The sequence below is a fragment of the Alkalicoccobacillus gibsonii genome (assembly GCF_016798245.1).
In the GTDB taxonomy this organism is placed as follows: Bacteria; Bacillota; Bacilli; order Bacillales; family Bacillaceae_D; genus Alkalicoccobacillus; species Alkalicoccobacillus gibsonii.
The window spans coordinates 78,961-98,477 of record NZ_JAEUZA010000006.1 but is presented as its reverse complement, the minus strand read 5'-3'; the positions used below and the strand labels follow the sequence as shown (position 1 = coordinate 98,477).

20 protein-coding genes are annotated in these 19,517 nt (G+C 40.0%); 15 read left to right on the top strand and 5 right to left on the bottom strand.

Annotated features, from left to right (window positions below):
- The first annotated feature begins 1 nt into the window (after window position 1).
- Together rfbD and JNO66_RS18920 are read left to right on the top strand one after the other, a co-directional pair.
- Window positions 2-835, top strand: coding sequence for a dTDP-4-dehydrorhamnose reductase (gene rfbD, locus JNO66_RS18925; protein WP_203090765.1), 834 nt, complete (start codon window positions 2-4; stop codon window positions 833-835).
- Complete coding sequence (locus JNO66_RS18920; protein WP_203090764.1) at window positions 822-1,946, top strand: glycosyltransferase; 1,125 nt, start codon at window positions 822-824, stop codon at window positions 1,944-1,946. Before rfbD ends, JNO66_RS18920 begins: the two co-directional genes overlap by 14 nt.
- Here JNO66_RS18920 and JNO66_RS18915 read toward each other — a convergent pair.
- The 3 genes from JNO66_RS18915 to JNO66_RS18905 form a co-directional block, all read right to left on the bottom strand.
- On the bottom strand, window positions 1,943-2,911 hold the full coding sequence (locus JNO66_RS18915) for a CgeB family protein (RefSeq protein WP_203090763.1): 969 nt from the start codon (window positions 2,909-2,911) through the stop codon (window positions 1,943-1,945). The two genes, JNO66_RS18920 and JNO66_RS18915, sit on opposite strands and share 4 nt — an antisense overlap.
- A gap of 4 nt (window positions 2,912-2,915) precedes the next feature.
- Window positions 2,916-3,626: a hypothetical protein gene (locus tag JNO66_RS18910; protein WP_203090762.1), complete on the bottom strand. Its 711-nt coding sequence runs from the start codon at window positions 3,624-3,626 to the stop codon at window positions 2,916-2,918.
- A 98-nt stretch (window positions 3,627-3,724) separates the two neighbouring features.
- Window positions 3,725-4,417: a BMQ_0737 family morphogenetic spore coat protein gene (locus tag JNO66_RS18905; protein WP_203090761.1), complete on the bottom strand. Its 693-nt coding sequence runs from the start codon at window positions 4,415-4,417 to the stop codon at window positions 3,725-3,727.
- 190 nt (window positions 4,418-4,607) lie between these two features.
- Between JNO66_RS18905 and JNO66_RS18900 the strand changes: the two genes are divergently transcribed.
- From JNO66_RS18900 to JNO66_RS18875, 6 genes are all read left to right on the top strand, one after another.
- Window positions 4,608-4,766 carry a hypothetical protein gene (locus tag JNO66_RS18900; protein WP_203090760.1) on the top strand — a complete coding sequence of 53 codons (159 nt, stop codon included), beginning with the start codon at window positions 4,608-4,610 and terminating at the stop codon, window positions 4,764-4,766.
- Between the two features lie 167 nt (window positions 4,767-4,933).
- Window positions 4,934-6,046 (top strand): DegT/DnrJ/EryC1/StrS family aminotransferase, encoded by a 1,113-nt coding sequence (locus tag JNO66_RS18895; RefSeq protein WP_203090759.1) that lies wholly within the window; start codon window positions 4,934-4,936, stop codon window positions 6,044-6,046.
- Complete coding sequence (locus JNO66_RS18890) at window positions 6,043-7,092, top strand: Gfo/Idh/MocA family protein (RefSeq protein ID WP_203090758.1); 1,050 nt, start codon at window positions 6,043-6,045, stop codon at window positions 7,090-7,092. Before JNO66_RS18895 ends, JNO66_RS18890 begins: the two co-directional genes overlap by 4 nt.
- Window positions 7,092-8,042 (top strand): NAD-dependent epimerase/dehydratase family protein, encoded by a 951-nt coding sequence (locus JNO66_RS18885; protein WP_203090757.1) that lies wholly within the window; start codon window positions 7,092-7,094, stop codon window positions 8,040-8,042. Before JNO66_RS18890 ends, JNO66_RS18885 begins: the two co-directional genes overlap by 1 nt.
- Window positions 8,042-9,031 carry a glycosyltransferase family protein gene (locus JNO66_RS18880; protein WP_203090756.1) on the top strand — a complete coding sequence of 330 codons (990 nt, stop codon included), beginning with the start codon at window positions 8,042-8,044 and terminating at the stop codon, window positions 9,029-9,031. The genes JNO66_RS18885 and JNO66_RS18880 overlap by 1 nt, the downstream gene beginning before the upstream one ends.
- A 94-nt stretch (window positions 9,032-9,125) precedes the next feature.
- Entirely contained in the window at window positions 9,126-10,082 is a 957-nt protein-coding gene (locus JNO66_RS18875; RefSeq protein WP_203090755.1) for an alpha/beta fold hydrolase, read from the top strand.
- Between the two features lie 50 nt (window positions 10,083-10,132).
- Here JNO66_RS18875 and JNO66_RS18870 read toward each other — a convergent pair whose 3' ends face one another.
- Complete coding sequence (locus JNO66_RS18870) at window positions 10,133-11,137, bottom strand: DUF4855 domain-containing protein (RefSeq protein WP_203090754.1); 1,005 nt, start codon at window positions 11,135-11,137, stop codon at window positions 10,133-10,135.
- A gap of 159 nt (window positions 11,138-11,296) precedes the next feature.
- Between JNO66_RS18870 and JNO66_RS20950 the strand changes: the two genes are divergently transcribed.
- From JNO66_RS20950 to JNO66_RS18845, 5 genes are all read left to right on the top strand, one after another.
- Entirely contained in the window at window positions 11,297-12,283 is a 987-nt protein-coding gene (locus JNO66_RS20950; RefSeq protein ID WP_203090753.1) for a glycosyltransferase family protein, read from the top strand.
- A 13-nt stretch (window positions 12,284-12,296) separates the two neighbouring features.
- The gene (locus tag JNO66_RS18860) at window positions 12,297-13,316 is read left to right on the top strand and encodes a glycosyltransferase (protein ID WP_203090752.1); all 1,020 of its coding nucleotides are present in this window, start codon (window positions 12,297-12,299) and stop codon (window positions 13,314-13,316) included.
- 3 nt (window positions 13,317-13,319) lie between these two features.
- Entirely contained in the window at window positions 13,320-14,015 is a 696-nt protein-coding gene (locus JNO66_RS18855) for an N-acetyltransferase (RefSeq protein WP_203090751.1), read from the top strand.
- A 138-nt stretch (window positions 14,016-14,153) separates the two neighbouring features.
- Complete coding sequence (locus JNO66_RS18850; RefSeq protein WP_203090750.1) at window positions 14,154-15,410, top strand: nucleotide sugar dehydrogenase; 1,257 nt, start codon at window positions 14,154-14,156, stop codon at window positions 15,408-15,410.
- Between the two features lie 13 nt (window positions 15,411-15,423).
- Window positions 15,424-16,398, top strand: a complete 975-nt coding sequence (locus JNO66_RS18845; protein WP_203090749.1) for an NAD-dependent epimerase/dehydratase family protein — start codon at window positions 15,424-15,426, stop codon at window positions 16,396-16,398.
- On the opposite strand, the gene JNO66_RS18840 is transcribed toward JNO66_RS18845, so the two are convergent.
- Window positions 16,361-16,837 (bottom strand): hypothetical protein, encoded by a 477-nt coding sequence (locus JNO66_RS18840; RefSeq protein ID WP_203090748.1) that lies wholly within the window; start codon window positions 16,835-16,837, stop codon window positions 16,361-16,363. The two genes, JNO66_RS18845 and JNO66_RS18840, sit on opposite strands and share 38 nt — an antisense overlap.
- A 91-nt stretch (window positions 16,838-16,928) precedes the next feature.
- Between JNO66_RS18840 and JNO66_RS18835 the strand changes: the two genes are divergently transcribed.
- Window positions 16,929-18,620, top strand: coding sequence for a glycosyltransferase (locus tag JNO66_RS18835; RefSeq protein ID WP_203090747.1), 1,692 nt, complete (start codon window positions 16,929-16,931; stop codon window positions 18,618-18,620).
- Between the two features lie 112 nt (window positions 18,621-18,732).
- A partial coding sequence (locus JNO66_RS18830) for an NTTRR-F1 domain (protein ID WP_203090746.1) occupies window positions 18,733-19,517 on the top strand: 785 nt, incomplete at its 3' end.

Below are 19,517 nucleotides of genomic sequence, written 5' to 3'. Positions count from 1 at the left end.
TATGAAAATACTTATTACGGGGGCAGAAGGAAGAGTAGGAAAAGCATTTCAAATCATGCTTCAAAATGAAGAGGTATTCGCCTTTTCAAAGCAAACATTAGATTGTACAAATCGATATAAAGTAACCCGGGTTGTTGAGCAGATTGATCCTGATTTAATGATTCATTGTGCCGCAATGACGAATGTAGATGCATGTGAACGAGAACCAGTTAAGGCATTTATGGTGAATAGCTTGGCTTTGACTCATTTAGTGGAAGCCGCAGGTACAAGGAAATTAATGCTGCTTAGCTCGGACTATGTATTCGGAGAACCTTCTGTTATTCCGTATCAGGAGAACGATACGCCATCTCCTCAATCAGTGTATGCGTACAGCAAATGGCTAGGGGAGGAATTAATAAAATATCATCCTTCTACGTACATCATACGGACCTCATGGTTATTTGGAGGGGACGGAGATTTTGTAGATAAAATTATACAGAAGGCAAAAGAAATAGATGAAATAACGGTCGTGGACGATCAAGTCGGAACACCAACCTATATTAAGGATCTTGTACAGGGCTCCATAAAGCTATTGCAACACCCGCCGGGGATCTATCATTTTTCAAACTCAGGGACATGCAGCAGATATGAATGGGCGAAAGCAATTGTCTCTTATCTACCAAATGAGGTTTATATCCGAACAGGACCAACGATTCCTCAAAGCAATGTGGCCAAAAGACCTTCTCATACCATTCTTTCAAATGAAAAATGGAAACGCGTCACTGGTGAAGATGTGCGGAATTGGCGAGAAGCACTAGAAGAATACATGGAGGGCCGCTTAGATGATGAATTTTAGTGTACTAATCATTCATCATAATGGTGGAGGTGGAGTCAGTCAGTTTATTTCTCAGTGGAAGAACAGGCAAAAAGATGTAACGATTTATGAAGCGTTTGTTGAACATCAAACCGTCACCTTTCGACTGGAGGGTTCATTGGATTGGCATGTTCCATTTTCTGATCTAAAGAGTCAAATCACACAGTTAGAGATCGGGCACATACACATCCATCATCTTTGGCAGATGGAGCTTCCCACTCTGTCAGCAGTTCTTAAAGAACTGCAAATTCCATACACGTGTTGGATTCATGATTTTTATGCCCTTTGTCCATTTGTGTTTTTCGTGAATCAGAAAGGCACGTACTGTGGTAGACCTAAACAGGAGAGGGTATGTGATGCTTGTGCAACACGTGGAGCGAGACGAGTGCAAATGGAACAAATGCTTGCATCTTGCGTACCAAGCATAAAAAAGTGGAGAGCTATTTTTACGAATTTGTTAAAAGAGGCTGATCAAATCATTGCACCAAGTGATTCTACAAAAAGAATTATTCATGAATATGTACCTGATTTGAAGATTGATGTGTTACCACATACGTTATCCTTCTCAATTACACAAAATCCACTTAAGAAGCCTCAAGCTCCTGTGAGGATTGCACTCCTTGGAAACCTGGCTTATCACAAAGGGGATCAAGAAGTACGAACACTGCTCAACCAGACTCATCAATTAAAAGCACCATGTGAGTTTTACCATTATGGAGCTTTAAGTCGTATATTAGACAAGCTTAGCTTCCCTCATTTTTATAAAAGGGGTAGCTACTCTTCCCCAGAAAAGCTTCCACATCTTCTGAAAGAAGATCATATTGATTTTGTTATTATACCGTCTGTTTGTCCCGAAACCTTTTCGTATACAACACATGAGGCCATTGCAATGGGCTATCCTGTTTTATGTTTTGATTTAGGAGCACAAGCAGAAATCGTTAATCGACTGGGAGCAGGATGGGCTGTTTCAATTCATACGCCTCATTCGCTTTTTTCGAAGGTAACTGAGCTTGTAAACGATCCTTGGAAGATCTATAGAAAACGAGAAGAAACCCTCCAATTTATGATGGAGAGCTTAGATAAATCTGACTAATTAGTCAGGTTTTTTTCTTTGACCCATTTCACTAATTGATTGATTCGGTGTACATAGGAATGAGATGAAAGAGCGGTCTCATAACTATTTAATGAATATTCATTTCGAAGCTTTTCATTATTTAAAAGCGCTTCGGTCATTTCAACAAGCTCTTGTTTTGATTGGAAGAGAGGGATATCCTCCTGATGAAACCATGTAGACCAATCCTTTCTTCTCTCACTTAAAAGACAAACCTTGCACCCAGCCACTTCAAATACACGATTATTTGGACTGATTCCTTCCAAGCCTAATTCATTTTTATTTTCGGGTTGAGTTCGTTTCCGATACGTATTTAGCACAATGCTACTGCTTGTATAATAGGTTACTGCTTCCTCTGGAGTGACCCAAAGCGCGGCAATGGATACGTTTTTCGGTAAGGAATACGGATACCAATTTCCAGCCACAGTCACTTCAATCGGAAGCTGATTAGCCAAATACGTAATCAGCTCCACTCGATCCTCGTACGGGTAACCAATCAAACAGAGATCACTTCTCCTAACTGGATCCGGATGTTTCGGTTTGAAAATCGAATAGTCCGCCCCAAGCGGTAGGTGAAGGGATTGGTAACCAAGATTGGTGTAATGGCTCCAAGCATTTTTCTCAACTGTAATCAATGCAGTTACATTAGGAGCGAGCTTTAACGACTGATCAAGCAGATACGGATCTTCCGTTAACCAGCATAGAACCGGAATCTGTTGACTTTTAGCCCATGTTAAAAAGGCTTGAGGTAATTTGTATCCTAGTACGGTAAAAATAAATGAAGGTTTTTCTGTTTGACATAGCATGACCAGCTTGTGAAAACGAAATTCGTTCATACATTGGTTTTGTATTAGCTTGATCGATTCTGTTTGAAATGCACGCACGATCGACTGTTCGATATACGTATAACTGCCCCGGTAACCAGAGCTTAAAAATAAAACATTCATAACGTTAGGTTACGTTACAAATAATTGTATTTAATGCTTGGCGACCATTTGGTATTTCTAAGCCATAAATGTAGCCGTTAATACTCACAGAAAAACTAGACCCGTTATAAGGAAGTAGGATTTCAAACTGCTGAAAGACTAATTCTTTTTGGTGGTCAAGCTGTTTTACCGTAGGACGTAACCAAAACTCTCCTGTTTCTCTTACTTTCTTTAATGAATGATCAGGAAGAAACGACCACGCTTGGTCCGCTTCATCTGCAACGATATGTTCACTAGCATAATTTCGTTTATTTTGATTCATCTTCCCTGACAAGTTAGCCAAATTGGGTTTACTAAATCTTAAACAAATTAAAGGATCACGAAGCGGAACCCCAGAATCGTTACAAATCGTGAAGTTTCCATTAATAAAACAAGGCTCCTCAGAACCCGCTGACGGCTTTACGGGTAAAAAGGTTGAATACGAAAAGAAAGAATAGATTCCAGCCATTGCCTCGGCATTTTTCTGGATGGGTGGCTGCTTTTGCTGGTATATCGGTTGATTAAATAAAGATTGCTGCTTAAATGCTTCTATCTCTTCTTCTTGAGAATTCAATTTCTTTTTTTGTAGGTGAATAATCCGCTGAAATTTCTTAATCTCTGAACGATAGTGCAGAAGCTTTTGCTCCAATTGAATATCATGATTTAATGGTGCTTCATCTTTTGATCGATTGGACAAGGTGACCCTCCTAACTGACTCCATTTGTTTATATGTATGAATGAAAATCTAAGAAAAGAAGAAAAAATGGAGCTGTATATGAATACAGCCCCACATTTTTATTCTTTTTCTGCGCTTGTTACACCTGGGAAAACAACCGGTGAAACAGGGTGAGGATAGTGGTTTTGATTTCTGCAGATTAAGTCAGAAATCGGGAATTCAAGACGAGGTTTCACATAAGAAGCTTCTACTTCTAAACGAACATCAGCTGAAACGTGAACATCTAAGCAGAATGTTAGAGAGATATCTAATTGAGAAAATGCAGAATCACATACAACCTCTGCATCCCACTGTCCAGATGAAATAAATGCACTAACTACAGTATCATTTGGTGCAGATAAGTAGAACGTCTGGATGGTTGCGAACTCAATTGGATTAGATGTAAGGATGATATTCTCGTTTGCATCTAGGATATCTACTTCTAATAGACCTCGAGCTAGAATTTTTACCTTTTCAAGTACAACTTCTTTACCACTAGGAAGAGTTACTTCAACGCATGCTCGATCTAATGGGTTTGTTACTTCTGAAGTATACAAAGATTCATCTAACACACGAGCAACCGTTGTGTAACCAGGCACAGTTTGAAGGAAAGAGCATAATTCATTCTCACCTGGAGATGGGCCAATTAATCCAGGGAACAAATTAGAAAGCTCTGGTTCTCTGAAGCTAATGGTTTGAAGATCAACTTGACGAGTGACCCAATCAAATACTTTGGGAACATTTATTACGACGCTATGCTTTTTTAAACTCATTATCTTACCTCCTCTAAAGTTTACCCATCCAAACAATTTCTTGCGGGCTGGGTGTTCAAACTACTGTATTGTATGAGTGGCATCTAAATTGGTGCAAAATGTCCCAAGATTTTTTGAAATGGGGATATCATTTTTTAACTAACCATTCTTAGACTCCTACATATCCTATAGAAGAAAGGGAGTGTATGTGATGAATCAAGAGCCAAATGTTAAACCACTTTATGCAAGACCCATTCATCAGGAGAAACCGACTGGGGGACGCAAAGCAAAGCAACGTCCATTCGCTTCATTACCAAAACCTCCTCAACCAAAACAACAGAAGCCATTGAAGTGCTGTGGACAACGCTAATATGTGTTGAAGGGTGAGCTCCATTGAGAGGAAGTTCTCATGTGAGCTCTTACTTATGAAAAAAATGGAGGGTTTTTTATTCTTTTGAGTGGAAGTGCCGTTCCTTTGATTACGTACCTCTCATATAAGTAGACAGAAGAAAAATGAGGCACAAGGAGTGAAAAGCTGTGATCCCACTTATTGATTTAGATCGGCAGTTTCAAACGATTAAAGATGAGGCGCTAAAAGCAATGGCGCGTGTCTATAATAGTGGTCAATATATACTTGGAAAAGAAGGTATGGCATTTGAAGAGGAAGTGAAACAGTACCTAAACAGTCCATTTGCAATCGGAGTTGGGAATGGAACAGATGCATTAGTGCTTGCTTTGGATGCGCTAGAGATTGGAGAAGGAGATGAAGTCATTACTACACCCTTCACGTTTTTTGCAACAGCTGAAGCCATTTCACGTGTTGGGGCTACTCCGATTTTTGTAGATATTGAAACAGACACTTATAATCTGGATCCTGAGAAAATTGTGAAAGCATTAACAGATAAAACAAAGGCCATTATGCCTGTGCATTTATTTGGGTATCCGGCAAATATGGATGCCATTATGAAGATCGCAAGAGACAATCAACTTTATGTGATTGAAGATGCCTGTCAGGCTTTTGGATCATCATACAAAGGGAAAAAGGTAGGGACGATTGGAGATGTTGGCTGTTTTTCATTTTTTCCTACCAAGAACTTAGGAACAATGGGTGATGGCGGGCTGGTCGTTACAAAACATGCCCACATAGATGAACGAATCCGCATGCTGCGCCATCATGGAAGTACAAAGAAATATTTTCATAAAGAAATAGGGTATAACAGTCGGTTAGATGAATTGCAGGCAGCTCTTCTTCGTATTAGTTTAGGGAAAATCGATGAGCTGAACCAGAATAGACAAACCATTGCCGACTTTTACAAGAAGCATCTCGCTTCATTAAAAGGGTTGTCGGTTCCAAAGACTAAAGCAAGCTCAGAGCATATCTACCATCTTTATTGCCTTGAGGTTAACGAACGTGATCGCTTATCAAAGGGGCTAACGAAAGCGGGTATTGCAAATGGAGTTTATTATCCACTTCCTTTGCACCTACAAGAGGTGTATCAGTCGGTAGGGTTCAAGTCTGGTAGCTTTCCAGTTGCAGAAGAGAAATCAAAACGGTTATTAGCGATTCCAATGCATCCGTATGTAACAAAGGAAGAGCAGGCAAAAATTGTTGAAACCATCTCAACATTAATGGGAGAGATCAACAGATGAAGCTTGGGATTATTGGTTGCGGGAGAATAACAGAAAAGCATCTTGTCTCATTAGCTAATGTACCAGAGTTAACAATTGTCGCTTTAAGTGATTTGTCAATTGAACGAATGAAACAGGCTGAAGCCTTAATACCTTTTAAGAGTAGTGAGTTAAAGCTGTATGAGAATTTTCAAGAGCTTCTATTGTCAGATTGTGATCTTATCTTAGTTGCAACAGCTTCAGGTACTCATTTTTCTATTGCCAGAGATGCGTTGCGAGCTAATAAGCATGTGCTTGTTGAAAAACCACTTGCTCTTTCCATCGAAGAGTCCCGTGAACTAAGGGAACTCGCTTCTAATCAAAAGAAAAGTCTATTTGTTTGTCACCAGCTCAGGTTTCGTAAGTCTCTCCACGAGATTAAGCGGTATATTGAAGAGGGATTACTTGGTCGAATCTATACAGCAACAGTAACAATGGCCATTCAACGTCCGATTGAATACTACAAAGCAGCTCCATGGCGAGGGACATGGGATCAAGACGGAGGGATGTTAATTAATCAAGGCATCCACATGATTGACCTTCTATGCTGGTATTTAGGGGAAGTGAAAACCGTATCAGGGCAGTTGCAATGGATTCATACACATAAGGAAACAGAAGATATTGCTCTCGGTACTCTTCAATTTAAGTCAGGTGCTACGGGATTAATTGAAGCAAACTCAGTAACATGGCCTCAAAACCATGGGTATGGTCTGAAGATTTTTGGCGAAAAAGGAACCATCATTTTAGAAGGTAAAAATTATGATCAAGTCTCTGCTTATATGGTGGAGAATGGTCCAAGTGAGCAAGAATTTATTGATCTCTTATCTGAGAGAAATGAACAAAGCTTGATGTACAAGGAGATCGTTAAGCATCTAAACGGGGAGGAAAATGAAGCGGTAACAGCTGAAGAGTCTGAAAGAGCATTAGAAACCATTTTTGCGCTCTACCAATCTCATAAACAAAAAAATCCTGTATCCTTGCCTTTAGTTCAATTTAAAACAACTGACATGAAGGGAGTGACTGAGTAGTGAGTGCCAGGTATAAGCATGTATTAGTAACAGGTGGTGCGGGATTTATCGGTTCAAGAGTTGTTCGTGCACTGCAAAATAAAGCAGACAAAATTACAATCATTGATGACTTATCAACGGGGTCTTATTCGGAAGTTCCAAATGATCCTAATATCACGTTTCTAGAGGATACCATTTTAAATGAGCAGCTACTCGAATCTGTTTTACCTGACATAGACATTGTGTTTCATATCGCTTGTAGAAATCTTGTGTTATCTGTCACTGACATGAGACAAGATTTTGAAGTGAATTTACGCGGTGCCTACACATTGCTCGAACAAATTAGGAAACATGGAAAACAAGTAAAGCGCTTTGTTTACACATCAACTGCGTCTGTATATGGGGATGCAGATCAAATTCCAACGCCTTTAGGAGAAGTAAAAATTCGAATGCCTTATGCAGCAAGTAAGTATGGAGCTGAACAATATGCACATGTTTTTCACTCCCTTCATCAGCTTCCAGTAACGATCTTAAGGCTTTCAAATGTCTATGGACCTGGGCAAGTAGCGACAAACCCTTATTGTGGTGTAGTTGCGAAGTTTTTTGAAGCAAGAATGGCTGGTTTACCTATGACGATCTATGGAGATGGTAGTCAAACGCGTGATTTTACTTATATTGATGATGCCGTTCACGTGATTTTACTTGCTGCAGAGCGGGAAGCGGCAATCGGTGAAACATTAAATGTAGCAACAGGAATTGAGACGAGTGTCTTAGCTTTATCGACTGAAATTGGAAGAGTATTTGGAGATGCACAGGTGAATCAGCAATTTGCAACAAAACGAACAGTCGATACGATTAATCGAAGGTGTTTAGATATTAACAAGACTCGAGAGGTTTTAAAATGGGAGCCTGCATTTACGTTGGAAGAAGGGATTAAACAAACCCATGACTGGATAATGGGAGGACAATAATGAAGATCTTTCAAGGAATTACGGAAATTGCTGGACAAATGGGCATCATGGCAGGTGAGTTTAAAAAAGAAGGTCATGAAGTAAACTGCTATAATACCTTTCAATCCTACTTAGGGTATGAGGAGCATTTGAAGTATATGGAAAAAGGACAGATTGCTCAAATTGCTGATCAACTAATTGATCAGCATGATCTGTTTCACTTTCATTATGCTCAATCATTAAAAAGTAATTATACAGATTTGCAGCGGTTAAAGGGAAGCGGAAAAAAAGCAGTCATGCATCATTGGGGCAATGATGTCAGATTTCACGATATGGCAAGAGTTAAAAACCCTTATGCTTATACAGGTGATTCACCACCAAATGAGTATATTGATTACCGTTTAAAACAAATTAGCTCTGTGATTGAAGATGCAATTGTGCAGGACTATGAAGTATATGATTATGTGAAGGACTATTACAAGAGAGTGCATGTTATACCTATTGCTATTGACTTATCTAAAATTCAACAGGTTAAAACTACACCAAAGAGTGAACCTCTTTTAGTTCATGCTCCAACAAATCCTTACTTTAAAGGAACGGTTCATGTAGAAAGGGCGATTAAACAACTAAAAGAAACGCACTCGTTTCGCTATCAACGCATTGAACATATGAACCATGAAAAGGCAGTAGAACTATATAAGGAAGCAGACATCATCTTAGATCAGATTCTTTGTGGATCCTATGGTTTGCTTTCAGTTGAAACGATGGCCTTAGGTAAACCAGTCGTCACGTTTGTAAGAGATGACTTACTTACAAAATTCACTGAGGTGCCACCAGTAGTAAATGCCAATCCCGAGACTATCTTTGAAACCGTAAAAGGGCTTTTAGACGCTCCAGAATCTTGGCATGAGATTGGACAAAGAGGAAGAGAATATGTTGAAACCTATCATGATAGTAAAGTGGTAGCTAAACAAATTATGGGAATTTATCAAACACTTCCCGCCTTATAAAGAAGCGAATTGAAACAGAGAAAATGTTTCCATTTCTCTCTGTTTCAATTATACTATGAAATTGAAAGCGCTTTTAAAAAGGGGGAGAGTACATATGTCGTTTATAGATATGCCAATTGAAGCACTTAAAGAGTACAAAGGAATTAATCCACGTCCGGATGATTTTGATTCATATTGGGCAGAAGCATTGGAGGAATTAAGCAATACGGATCCTAATGTACAGCTTGAGAAGAGTGAATTTCAGGCACCTTTTGCTGAGTGTTATGATTTATTCTTTACTGGAGTAGGTGGGGCTCATGTTTATGCGAAGTATATTAAGCCAGCCCAATCAAAAGACTCTCATCCAGCGTTACTTCATTTTCATGGATACTCTGGTCATTCACCAGAATGGTCAGACTTACTCGGTTACGCAGCTTCAGGATTTACGGTCCTTGCAATGGATGTAAGAGGCCAAGGTGGTCGATCAGAGGATAATGCACAAGTCCTTGGAAACACATTGAATGGACATATTATTCGTGGCGTTCAAAACCCGAAACATCTGTTCTTCCGGAATGTATTCTTGGATACAGCACAATTAGTGAGAGTGGCACAAGAAATGCCGGAAGTTGACGCGGAGCGAATCGTTGCAACCGGAAGTTCTCAAGGAGGAGCCCTAACCATTGCATGTGGAGCGCTCGCCCCTACGGTAAAAAAGCTAGCACCTAATTATCCATTTTTAAGTGATTACAAGCGCGTATGGGAGATCGACGCAAAAAACTCTTCCTATAATGAAATACACAACTATTTTAGAAGATTTGATCCAAGGCATGAACGTGCCGAAGAATTTTTCACAACACTAGGATATATTGATATCCAGAACTTAGCTAATCGAATTAAAGGAGAGGTGTTAATGGGGGTTGGTTTAATGGATAATAGTTGTCCACCATCCACTCAATTCGCCGCCTATAATAAAATTAAAAGTAAAAAAACATATGTATTATATCCTGATTTTGCACACGAACAGTTACCTGGTCAGCCAGATAAGATCTATCAATTTTTGTTAGATTGTTAGAAGCGAAATTAAGCGGAAACCGTATCTCACGGCTTCCGCTTTTTCTTTATTTAATAAGCTCTTCCTGGGTACTGTTGATCCACATATTCTTTTTTAAGAAAGTGACGGACCTGTTGATATTCAGCTGGATGATTTTCAGCAAACTCTTTACATGTAATGTTATAGAAATTAAAGACGAGAAAATAATCATTTATATAATTGTTGCGAGTGGGAAGTCCCAGATTCAGAAAGTCATAGACATGATAAGGGCTAAACGTCCAGCCTTTTCCAATATTCATTTGAATGCCACAACCAAATACATTTGAGAACATACATGCATAATTAATCCATTCTGTACCCATCATGGTGTTCCCGTAGTAATTTGTGTTGAGTGCTGTGACATCAAACTTCAAATGATCGCCTTTCCATGGTTTCATCGCACCAAATCCACCGTAATTCGGTAGCCACATTGTTTTATATCCATCTTCATGAATATGGGTATTAATATGTTGGATCAACTCTTCATCAGGCTCATTTAATACTTCTTTAATCCAGTAGAACCCTTGAAGCTTTAACTTCGTAAAGCCTGAGGAACTCCACGCCGCTAAAAATTGCTTATACCACCAGGTTAGTGCGGTTAATCGATTAGTCATATTGTTAAAGATCAGCTGAGAATCAGTTCCTCCCAATCCAAAAACGGTTTCACCAACCAAAGGGTAAGGAAGACCAATCCAAATATCTAGCTGGTGTTCAGCAAGTGAATCAAGTGCATGAAGATTGGCTTCCTTTTCAAAGAGAAGCTCGAGGTATCGGATCCAATCCATTTCTGTTGAACGTTCACCAAATCCATCGTAAAGAGGATGTATATAAGAGCCATCCGTTGAAGAAATAGGATTAAAAATAAAGCCTTCAAAATAGGTTTCTCCTGTTTCCACTCCATTCAATTGATAAGATACTGCGGGGCTTAATTCCTCTTTCCCCCATGATCGAATCTTATGGTCATCGAATCCTCCTATATTAATGATTGCGAGATGATTTTTAACCCCTATACTCTCACCCTTCAACAAACCTTTCATATTTTTGCCACCTTTCCCCAAACTCTTCCCTAAGAACAGCTTATGTAAGATCCCATAAAAAAATGATTCGGTTCATTTTGTTCGCTTTTATTAACGAATAGGCGATTGGTTGAATAGATATAGAAAAGGCAGCTAGGTAAAGAATCGGGGGAATGTCGAGTGAAGATTATTCATGTTCCAACTGAAATATCCGGACAAATGGGCATGATGTGTAACGCCCTTAAAAAAAGAGGGCATCAAGTGAATGGACTAAACTGGTTTCACACCTATTTAAATTACCAGGATCATATTGTACCAACGGATGCGTATGAGCTATATAAATATTTACTACCGCTTAGCCATTTTGCAGAGGTGTGTCATTTCCACAATGGAAACTCATTCACTGTGAAAGGCGAAGAACTCCCTTATTTAAAGGAACAAGGAAAAAAGCTAGTGATGCATCATTGGGGAAACGATGTTCGAACAGCTAAAAAGGTTAAAGAGCTGAATCCGTATCCTCTTCCTCCAAGCTATAACACTGATGAATATATTCATGAGAGACTGCTTTATCTCACTCAGTACATTGATACTGCAATCGTTCAAGACTATGAAATGGTTCCTTACGTACAAGATTACTATAAAAATGTCCATGTAGTTCCACTTATTTGCCAAACCGAAAAGTTTGTCCCGCACTTTCCTTCACCCAATGCCACTAAGCCGTTAATAGTTCATGCGCCTACAAATCAAGCATTTAAAGGGACTCAATATATACATGAGGCGCTCGACCAATTAGAAGCGGAAGGCTATGACTTTGAATATAGGAAGGTTGAACAGCTAAGTCATGATAAAGCCCTAGAGCTGTACAAAGAAGCAGATATTATTATCGATCAAGTGTTATGCGGAACCTATGGTGTGTTAAGTGTTGAGGCCATGGCACTTGGAAAAGTAGTGATGGCAAATATTCGCGAGGACGTTCGTTCACACTTACCAGATGATTTCCCAATTGTTACTGCGAAGCCAGACACACTCATTGATGTGCTAAAAACATACGTTCAAGACCCTGTGCTTAGACATGAGACAGGAAAACGATCTCGCGCATTTGTTGAAACATTCCACAATGCAGATCATATTGCAGAGAGTTTAGAACTAATCTATCAGAAGTTATAAGGAGGGAGCTGGTTTGAAAATTTGCCATGCGCCAATGGAGATTGCGGGCCAAGTAGGTCTAATTAATACGAAGCTTCGTGAGGAAGGCTTCATCTCAGCTGCTTTTAATTACTTCCAAACAAGCTTTGACTATCCTGGTACGTATCCAACAGATTCATATGATATGCAAAAAGTGGCTCTCGCCGCCATACCATTCTTTGATATTTTTCACTTTCATAACAGCGGTACGTTTATCGGAGACTTTAGAGACTTACAATGGATAAAAAAACACGGTGGGAAGATAATCATGCACCACCGTGGTACAGATGTGAGATCTCGCCAACTTGCAAGACAAGGCGAAGACTATAGCAATGAGTATGTGAATGCTGAATCTTCCTTACCAGATGAAACGATTCATGAAAATTTAACTGTCTTCGCAGAACTTGTTAATGTAGCTATCGTACAAGACTATGAGTTATACAAATATGTGAAACCCTATTATGAAAAAAATGGTGTACCAATCTATGTCCTTCCGAGACTATGTGACGTGCAAAAGTATACGCCTAGCTATCCAAGTATAAATAAAGAGAGACCACTTGTGGTTCATGCCCCTTCACAACGAGAGTTTAAAGGAACGGATGTCATTGAAGCAGCACTCTTAGACTTACAAAACGAATGTTCCTTTGATTTTCAACTAATTGAAAATACCAGTCATAAAGAGGCCGTAGAGCTATACAAAAATGCAGATCTTATCATTGATCAGATCCTCTGCGGAATGTATGGGAACTTAAGCATTGAAGCCATGGCACTAGGTAAACCAGTTGTCGCATTTATCAGACCCGACCTGTATCAAACGCTTCCGTCTGAGCTTCCAGTTCAGTCTGCAAATCCTGACACATTTCAGTCCGTGGTGAAGGATTTACTTTTACAGCCTGAAAAAAGGCATACACTCGGAATCCAAGGAAGAACGTATGTAGAGAATCACCACCATGCAAATACCGTCACACAAACGTTACTATCCATCTATCAATCTGTTATGAAGGAGACTGAATAGCGAATGAGCATTCACTCAAGTGTGATTTTAGGAACGAATGTAGAAGTAGGCGAATATGCTGTTATTGAAATGGGTGTTCGCATTGGCGATCGAGTTACCATTGGGTCACATGCTGTAATCAAAGAAGGGACAGTTATAGGTGATGACGTGGAAATAGGTGATCATGTAGTTCTAGGAAAGCGCCCAGGATCAAACAAAAAGATGGCTAGAAAACCTGCTACTGAGTTACCTCCACTCGCAATTGATAATGAAGTAGTGATTGGTAGTCATGTCACTTTGTACAGAGGACTTTCCATAGCAGAAGGGGTATTTATCGGAGATCATGTAAGCATTCGTGAACAGATTTTTGTTGATCGACATACGATCATCGGCCGACATGCCATGATTGAACCGAATACCCGAATCGGAAAGAATGTCACGATTCAAACTGGTTGCTATGTAACAGCAGACACCATCATTGAGGATCATGTATTTATTGGACCGTGTTGTTCAATGTCGAATGACAAATATATGGCAAGTGGTAAAGGAACGCATACTGGCCCACACATTAAGGCGCATGCCAAAATTGGGAACCACGCCACGCTCTTACCTGCGATTGTGATAGGTGAACATGCCGTTGTAGGGGCTGGAGCTGTTGTTACTAAGGACGTCCCTGAAAAAGCAGTGACGATGGGTAATCCAGCGAGAGTTAAGAGTTAGGGAGCTAGGAGAGTGGGCTAGTTCATTATTTTATCTTTTCGTCTGATGAATATGGATATTGGCTTTAACGAATCAATAAACAGCCACATATCAATAGTTAGACTGATAATCTAACCATTTGAAAGAAGGGCTGCACGAATGACGACTCAAATTGCTGTCATTGGTCTCGGATACGTAGGGTTACCTTTGGCGACATTATTTCATAAAAGTGGATATGACGTAGTTGGAATAGATATAGATTCTAGAAAGATCGATTGCTTAGAGAAAGGCACATCCTACTTATCTGATTACTCAGATGAAGAGGTGAAAAAGCTAACAGCTTCAAAGCGATTCCGTTTCTCTAATGAATTTAAGAAAATTGAATCGGCTCAAGCCATCATCTTATGTGTACCGACCCCTCTTAAAAATCATCAAGATCCTGATTTAAGTTATCTTGAGTCTGCAGCGCAGGCAATGCTACCTCATCTTCGTCATAGCCAGCTTGTCGTGCTTGAAAGCTCCACCTTTCCAGGAACAACAGAAGAAGTACTCGTTCCACTGCTAGAGAAAAGTGGTCTGAAGGTAGGGACCGATCTGTTCCTTGGATATTCTCCTGAACGAATTGATCCAGGAAATGTAGATTATGAATTAGAAGACATTGCAAAAGTTGTAAGTGGTGTAACACAAGCATGTCTACACGAGGTTCAAGCTATTTACGGGAAGGCATTTACATCACTTGTACCTGTTGATAATACACGAGTAGCGGAAATGACTAAAATTCTTGAGAACACCCAGCGATTAATCAATATTTCATTTATGAATGAGATGAGTCAAATTTGCCATGAGCTGAACATTGATATCTGGCAAGTCATTGACGCAGCAAGTACAAAACCATATGGATTTACTCCATATTTTCCAGGGCCAGGTATTGGAGGACATTGTATACCGGTTGATCCACTTTACTTAAAGTGGAAGGCAAATGAACAAAAGCTTAGCACACCGTTTATTGACCTAGCCAAAAAGGTGAACGACGAGCAGCCTATGTATGTGGTCGATCGATTAGAAAAGGCACTTGGATCAGGAAAGAAAACACCAAGCGTTTTATTAGTTGGATTGACTTATAAGAAGGATGTTAACGATGTGAGGGAATCTGTATCCATTCTAGTTATGGAGGAATTAATCAAACGCGGCTGGACTGTTGATTATCATGATCCATTTGTAAAGGATATTACGCTACTAGGTAAAACCTATAAGGGTATTCAATATGATCAACAAAGTCTTTCTTCTTATGATGGTGCAGTGATTTTAACAGATCACAGCCAAATTGATTACTCTTCTTTAATTAAAGGGAGTTCCTTATTGTTTGACACGAGAAACTGCATTAAAGGAACCTACGATCACGTAATACGATTATAAAAGAGGTGAGAGTGTGAATCTTCTGGTTACGGGTGGAGCAGGTTTTATTGGTTCCCACCTTTGTGAAGAGCTGTTGGAGTTGGGGCATGTTGTCACAGCTCTAGATAATTTCTCAAATGGAAATCAATTGAATGTTGCCCATTTACGTGAAGATCCCAATTTTCGTTTAATTGAAGGGGATTGCAGTCATGTTCCTACCGTGGATCCACTCGTAAAAAAGCATGATGTTGTATTCCATTTGGCTGCTGTGCTTGGTGTAAAACACTGTGTAGATTCACCTTTAAAAGTAATTAAAGAAAATCTATCAGGGACTTCAACGATCTTAGAAAGTGCGGCTCGTTACAACAAAAGGGTTGTCTTTGCATCAAGCTCAGAGGTCTATGGAAAAAGTGAAAGTCTTCCATATAAAGAAGATGGTGACCGCCTACTTGGCTCAACGCATGTGCACAGGTGGTGCTATTCAACAGCGAAGTCGATGGAGGAGCATCTTTGTCTTGCTTATGGAAAAGAAGGGCTACCAGTGACCATACTTAGATATTTTAATGCCTATGGTCCAAGAGCGAATGATTCAATCTATGGTGGAGTGGTTCCGATCTTTGTGAAAGCAGCGATTGAGAACAAAGAGATTACTCTATTCGGAGATGGAACCCAAAGCCGATGCTTTACCTTTGTAAAAGATACAGCAAAGGCAACAGCTTTGGTATTAGAGAAAGATACCGATCAACAAATTATTAATATCGGGACAAATGAAGGTACATCTATCGCGGAACTGGCTACGATTGTAAAAACATGTACACAGTCAAGTTCGCCTATTAAACAAATCTCATATGAAGAAGCATATGGTGAAGGTTTTGAAGACATGAGAAAAAGAATACCCTGCATTGAGAAAGCTCGGAACCTTCTAAACTATGTTCCTGAGACAGATTTAATTGAAGGCATTCAAGCTCTTGTTAATTCTTATCAGAAAACGAATCTTTCTTACCCTTAATAGATCGTAAAAACCAATCCTGGTTTTTTGCGGCTGGCGCAGGTATTTGCTCTTTTTGGAGGATCATTTCTTTGGGGTCCTCCGTTACCTGACTAGATTCTGAATCCTGCATCTGTTGAGTAGGGGCGGGTACTTCGTTTTTTCCTTTTGGGGCAGATGAATGATCTGCCTTTTCTTGTGCTTTAAAGGTAGTGAGTTCGTCTTGAAGAAACTGAATCGTTTCGTTCGCTTGTGAAAGTTTCTGTTGAAGTTCATCCTTTTCTGAAAGCCAATTTTGTTCCTTTTCTTTAAGTTCATCTATCATGTTGTAATAATAATCATTTTGATATTTTTCGACTTGCGCCTTATATTTTTTAAGCTCGGATTGTGTATAAATAAGACGCTGCTGTAATTGAACAGGTGTCAGTTTTGTTCGAAAGGAAGTCTGATTTTTATCCATACGAATCACCTCATTTATATTGTTTATATAGTGTATATGTCCAAAGGATTTGGAACATGCAGATCAATCTAAAAAAAAGGGGGAGCGACTGATGAGAAATAGTTATACTTTTCGTGTAATTACAAATAAAGAAGAGTACTTAAGGCGAATGAACGGGCAAACACCACTGCCAGCTTCGGCTAGTCAGGTTAAACGAAATATGAATTACAAGCTGCACGTAATTGTTCCTGCTATGGATGAGGCTGATACGCTGCCTGGTGTTCTAAAGGAGATTAAGCGACTACAGCCTGATCAAATAATCGTAGTAGTGAACGGCTCTAAGGATCACACCGCGCATGTGGCAGAGTCGCACGGCGCAAAGGTGATAAATTATTCTCAACCCCTTGGCAATGATGTGGGTCGAGCAATAGGTGCGCTCAATGGAGAAGCAGATATTTATTTATTTACGGATGGAGACATTGTGATAAAAGCTGAGGATTATCTGCCATTTATTCAAGATGTAGAAAATGGAATCGATATGGCGATTAATTCGATCGACTGGATTACGAAAGTTGATAAGGCGGATATTATTTCACAATCTAGGTTCTTCCTAAACGCGATCCAAGAGAGGCGAGATTTGCGTGCGGAAAATATTTTAACGATTCCCCATGCCTTTAGTCGTAAGGGACTAGAGATGATTGGAAAAAGTGAATTATCAAATCCCGTATTAGCAAATACGATCGCTATTGATAAGAAGCTTCAAATATCGGTTCCTCATACGATTGATGTGTTAGGAATGAACAAAATGCGAACCAATCATTTGCCGAAGCCTGGAGAGGTCATCGGAGAGGCGATGCAGCGCATGCATGGTGATTTTATTGAAGCGCTTGATTATCTAATCGATACGTATGGACCAACACTACATTATCCCAAGCCAATGGAAGGGTTCCACCTACTTTATTCTGATCGCTTAAAGTGGCAGGCCTTGTCTAAAGCAAAGGAGAAAAGTGTTATTTTCTATGTGCCAAATGGAGCCGAACTTTCAGACATTCGTATGTTGTTTGAATCCAATCAGATTGAGTGGGTTCCAATTGTATCGTCTTCTCATAAAGAGGCTGTTGATTTAATTGCACATCAGTCAATCCCTTATATGACAGTTGATGAAGCATGTTCATTAGATATTGCATTCTACATTGGAAGTCAGCTTGCTCAAGGAAACCGACTGCTATTTCATTCAGCGGAAATACCGATAACGATAGAAGAGATTCAGGTGTTTTTTGATGAAGTTGAAAAGATCGGCGTTGATGTTTGTATCAACGATCAGTCTGGAGCTCAGAATTCAATTGAAAAAATGAGACTCGCTCATATTGGAAATACGCTGTTAAATGTAACTGCTGGTTATCATAAGCAGCCAAATTCATCACTCCTCATTCCACCTTTTGTGATGAAACGTTCAATATTTTCAACATTTAATCGTTCATCTCTTCAATCTTTAGGTGAGAGTCATATGAAACTACTTGAGTCAGGTCATCATATTATTGCACCATTATCGATTTCTGCTAATCGTTACATTGAGAAGAACGAAGAAAGGATTATTGCATCTGTCATTAAAGGATTCAGCTATTGGATTAATAAGACTGGTGCACGAGGAAATTATTCTGATGGTGGACGAAGCAGAAATTTATTAGAAGAACAGCCACTATATTTAAAGAAGGAATTTGGTGCGCATGTAAAAATGGACGGTGAGTATTTAATTGTACCGTCACAGTCTATCGACATCCGTTTGGCGATTAAACATCCTTAATAACAAAGTGGAAACTTTAAACATATAGGCTAGTGTGCAATCCTTTTAGTAAAGGATTCATAGAATAATAAAGCTTCATAGTTTGAAGCATTTGTTGTAAGGGAGGTTTAACGTGGTTATCAATCGAATTGACAATAGTGGATTTGAAACAGGTGCTTTGGCTCCTTGGACTAGTGTAAATGGATTTTTAACAACTACATTTAGTCATACGGGTATATATGCTGTTCAATTACCTGCGCTAACAGGGTCAACTCTGTCTCAATCCATACCTACTAACGAGGGTGAAAGTTTCGAAGTTCTAGTATCACTTGCAAAAACAAGTGTATTACCATCACCTGCTGTAACAATTACAGTAAATTATTTTGATGCAAGCTTTGTTTTCTTAGGATCTGGCTTGCTGGTGAATGTTCTTCCAGAGGGAGTGCCAGAGGCTACGGCGGCTACATGGCTGACAGTCTATGAAACAACGGAAGTTGCACCTTTAGGAACGGCTTTTGCATCCTTAACATTAACAGTTGCCGCTTCAGTAGGAACGGCAGACATAATCGTAGATGATGTTTCAATGATTACCATTGGCGCTCTTTTTGTACCAAGTGGTCCTCCTGGTCCAACCGGTCCAACTGGTCCGACAGGCCCAACGGGAGCGACAGGAGCCACTGGTCCAACCGGAGCGACGGGAGCCACTGGTCCGACGGGAGAAACGGGAGCAACCGGACCAACCGGAGCAACCGGGCCAACGGGAGAAACGGGAGCCACAGGAGCCACAGGAGCCACAGGACCAACCGGAGCCACGGGAGCCACAGGAGCCACGGGAGCCACAGGAGCAACGGGAGCCACAGGGCCAACGGGAGCCACAGGAGCCACTGGTCCAACGGGAGCGACAGGAGTAACCGGTCC

Excerpts from the sequence above, each read along its gene's own strand:
- rfbD (WP_203090765.1), top strand. The coding sequence starts at position 2 with ATGAAAATACTTATTACGGGGGCAGAAGGAAGAGTAGGAAAAGCATTT.
- JNO66_RS18920 (WP_203090764.1), top strand. The coding sequence starts at position 822 with ATGATGAATTTTAGTGTACTAATCATTCATCATAATGGTGGAGGTGGA.
- JNO66_RS18915 (WP_203090763.1), bottom strand. The coding sequence starts at position 2,911 with ATGAATGTTTTATTTTTAAGCTCTGGTTACCGGGGCAGTTATACGTAT.
- JNO66_RS18905 (WP_203090761.1), bottom strand. The coding sequence starts at position 4,417 with ATGAGTTTAAAAAAGCATAGCGTCGTAATAAATGTTCCCAAAGTATTT.
- JNO66_RS18900 (WP_203090760.1), top strand. The coding sequence starts at position 4,608 with ATGAATCAAGAGCCAAATGTTAAACCACTTTATGCAAGACCCATTCAT.
- JNO66_RS18890 (WP_203090758.1), top strand. The coding sequence starts at position 6,043 with ATGAAGCTTGGGATTATTGGTTGCGGGAGAATAACAGAAAAGCATCTT.
- JNO66_RS18880 (WP_203090756.1), top strand. The coding sequence starts at position 8,042 with ATGAAGATCTTTCAAGGAATTACGGAAATTGCTGGACAAATGGGCATC.
- JNO66_RS18875 (WP_203090755.1), top strand. The coding sequence starts at position 9,126 with ATGTCGTTTATAGATATGCCAATTGAAGCACTTAAAGAGTACAAAGGA.
- JNO66_RS18870 (WP_203090754.1), bottom strand. The coding sequence starts at position 11,137 with ATGAAAGGTTTGTTGAAGGGTGAGAGTATAGGGGTTAAAAATCATCTC.
- JNO66_RS18855 (WP_203090751.1), top strand. The coding sequence starts at position 13,320 with ATGAGCATTCACTCAAGTGTGATTTTAGGAACGAATGTAGAAGTAGGC.
- JNO66_RS18850 (WP_203090750.1), top strand. The coding sequence starts at position 14,154 with ATGACGACTCAAATTGCTGTCATTGGTCTCGGATACGTAGGGTTACCT.
- JNO66_RS18840 (WP_203090748.1), bottom strand. The coding sequence starts at position 16,837 with ATGGATAAAAATCAGACTTCCTTTCGAACAAAACTGACACCTGTTCAA.
- JNO66_RS18835 (WP_203090747.1), top strand. The coding sequence starts at position 16,929 with ATGAGAAATAGTTATACTTTTCGTGTAATTACAAATAAAGAAGAGTAC.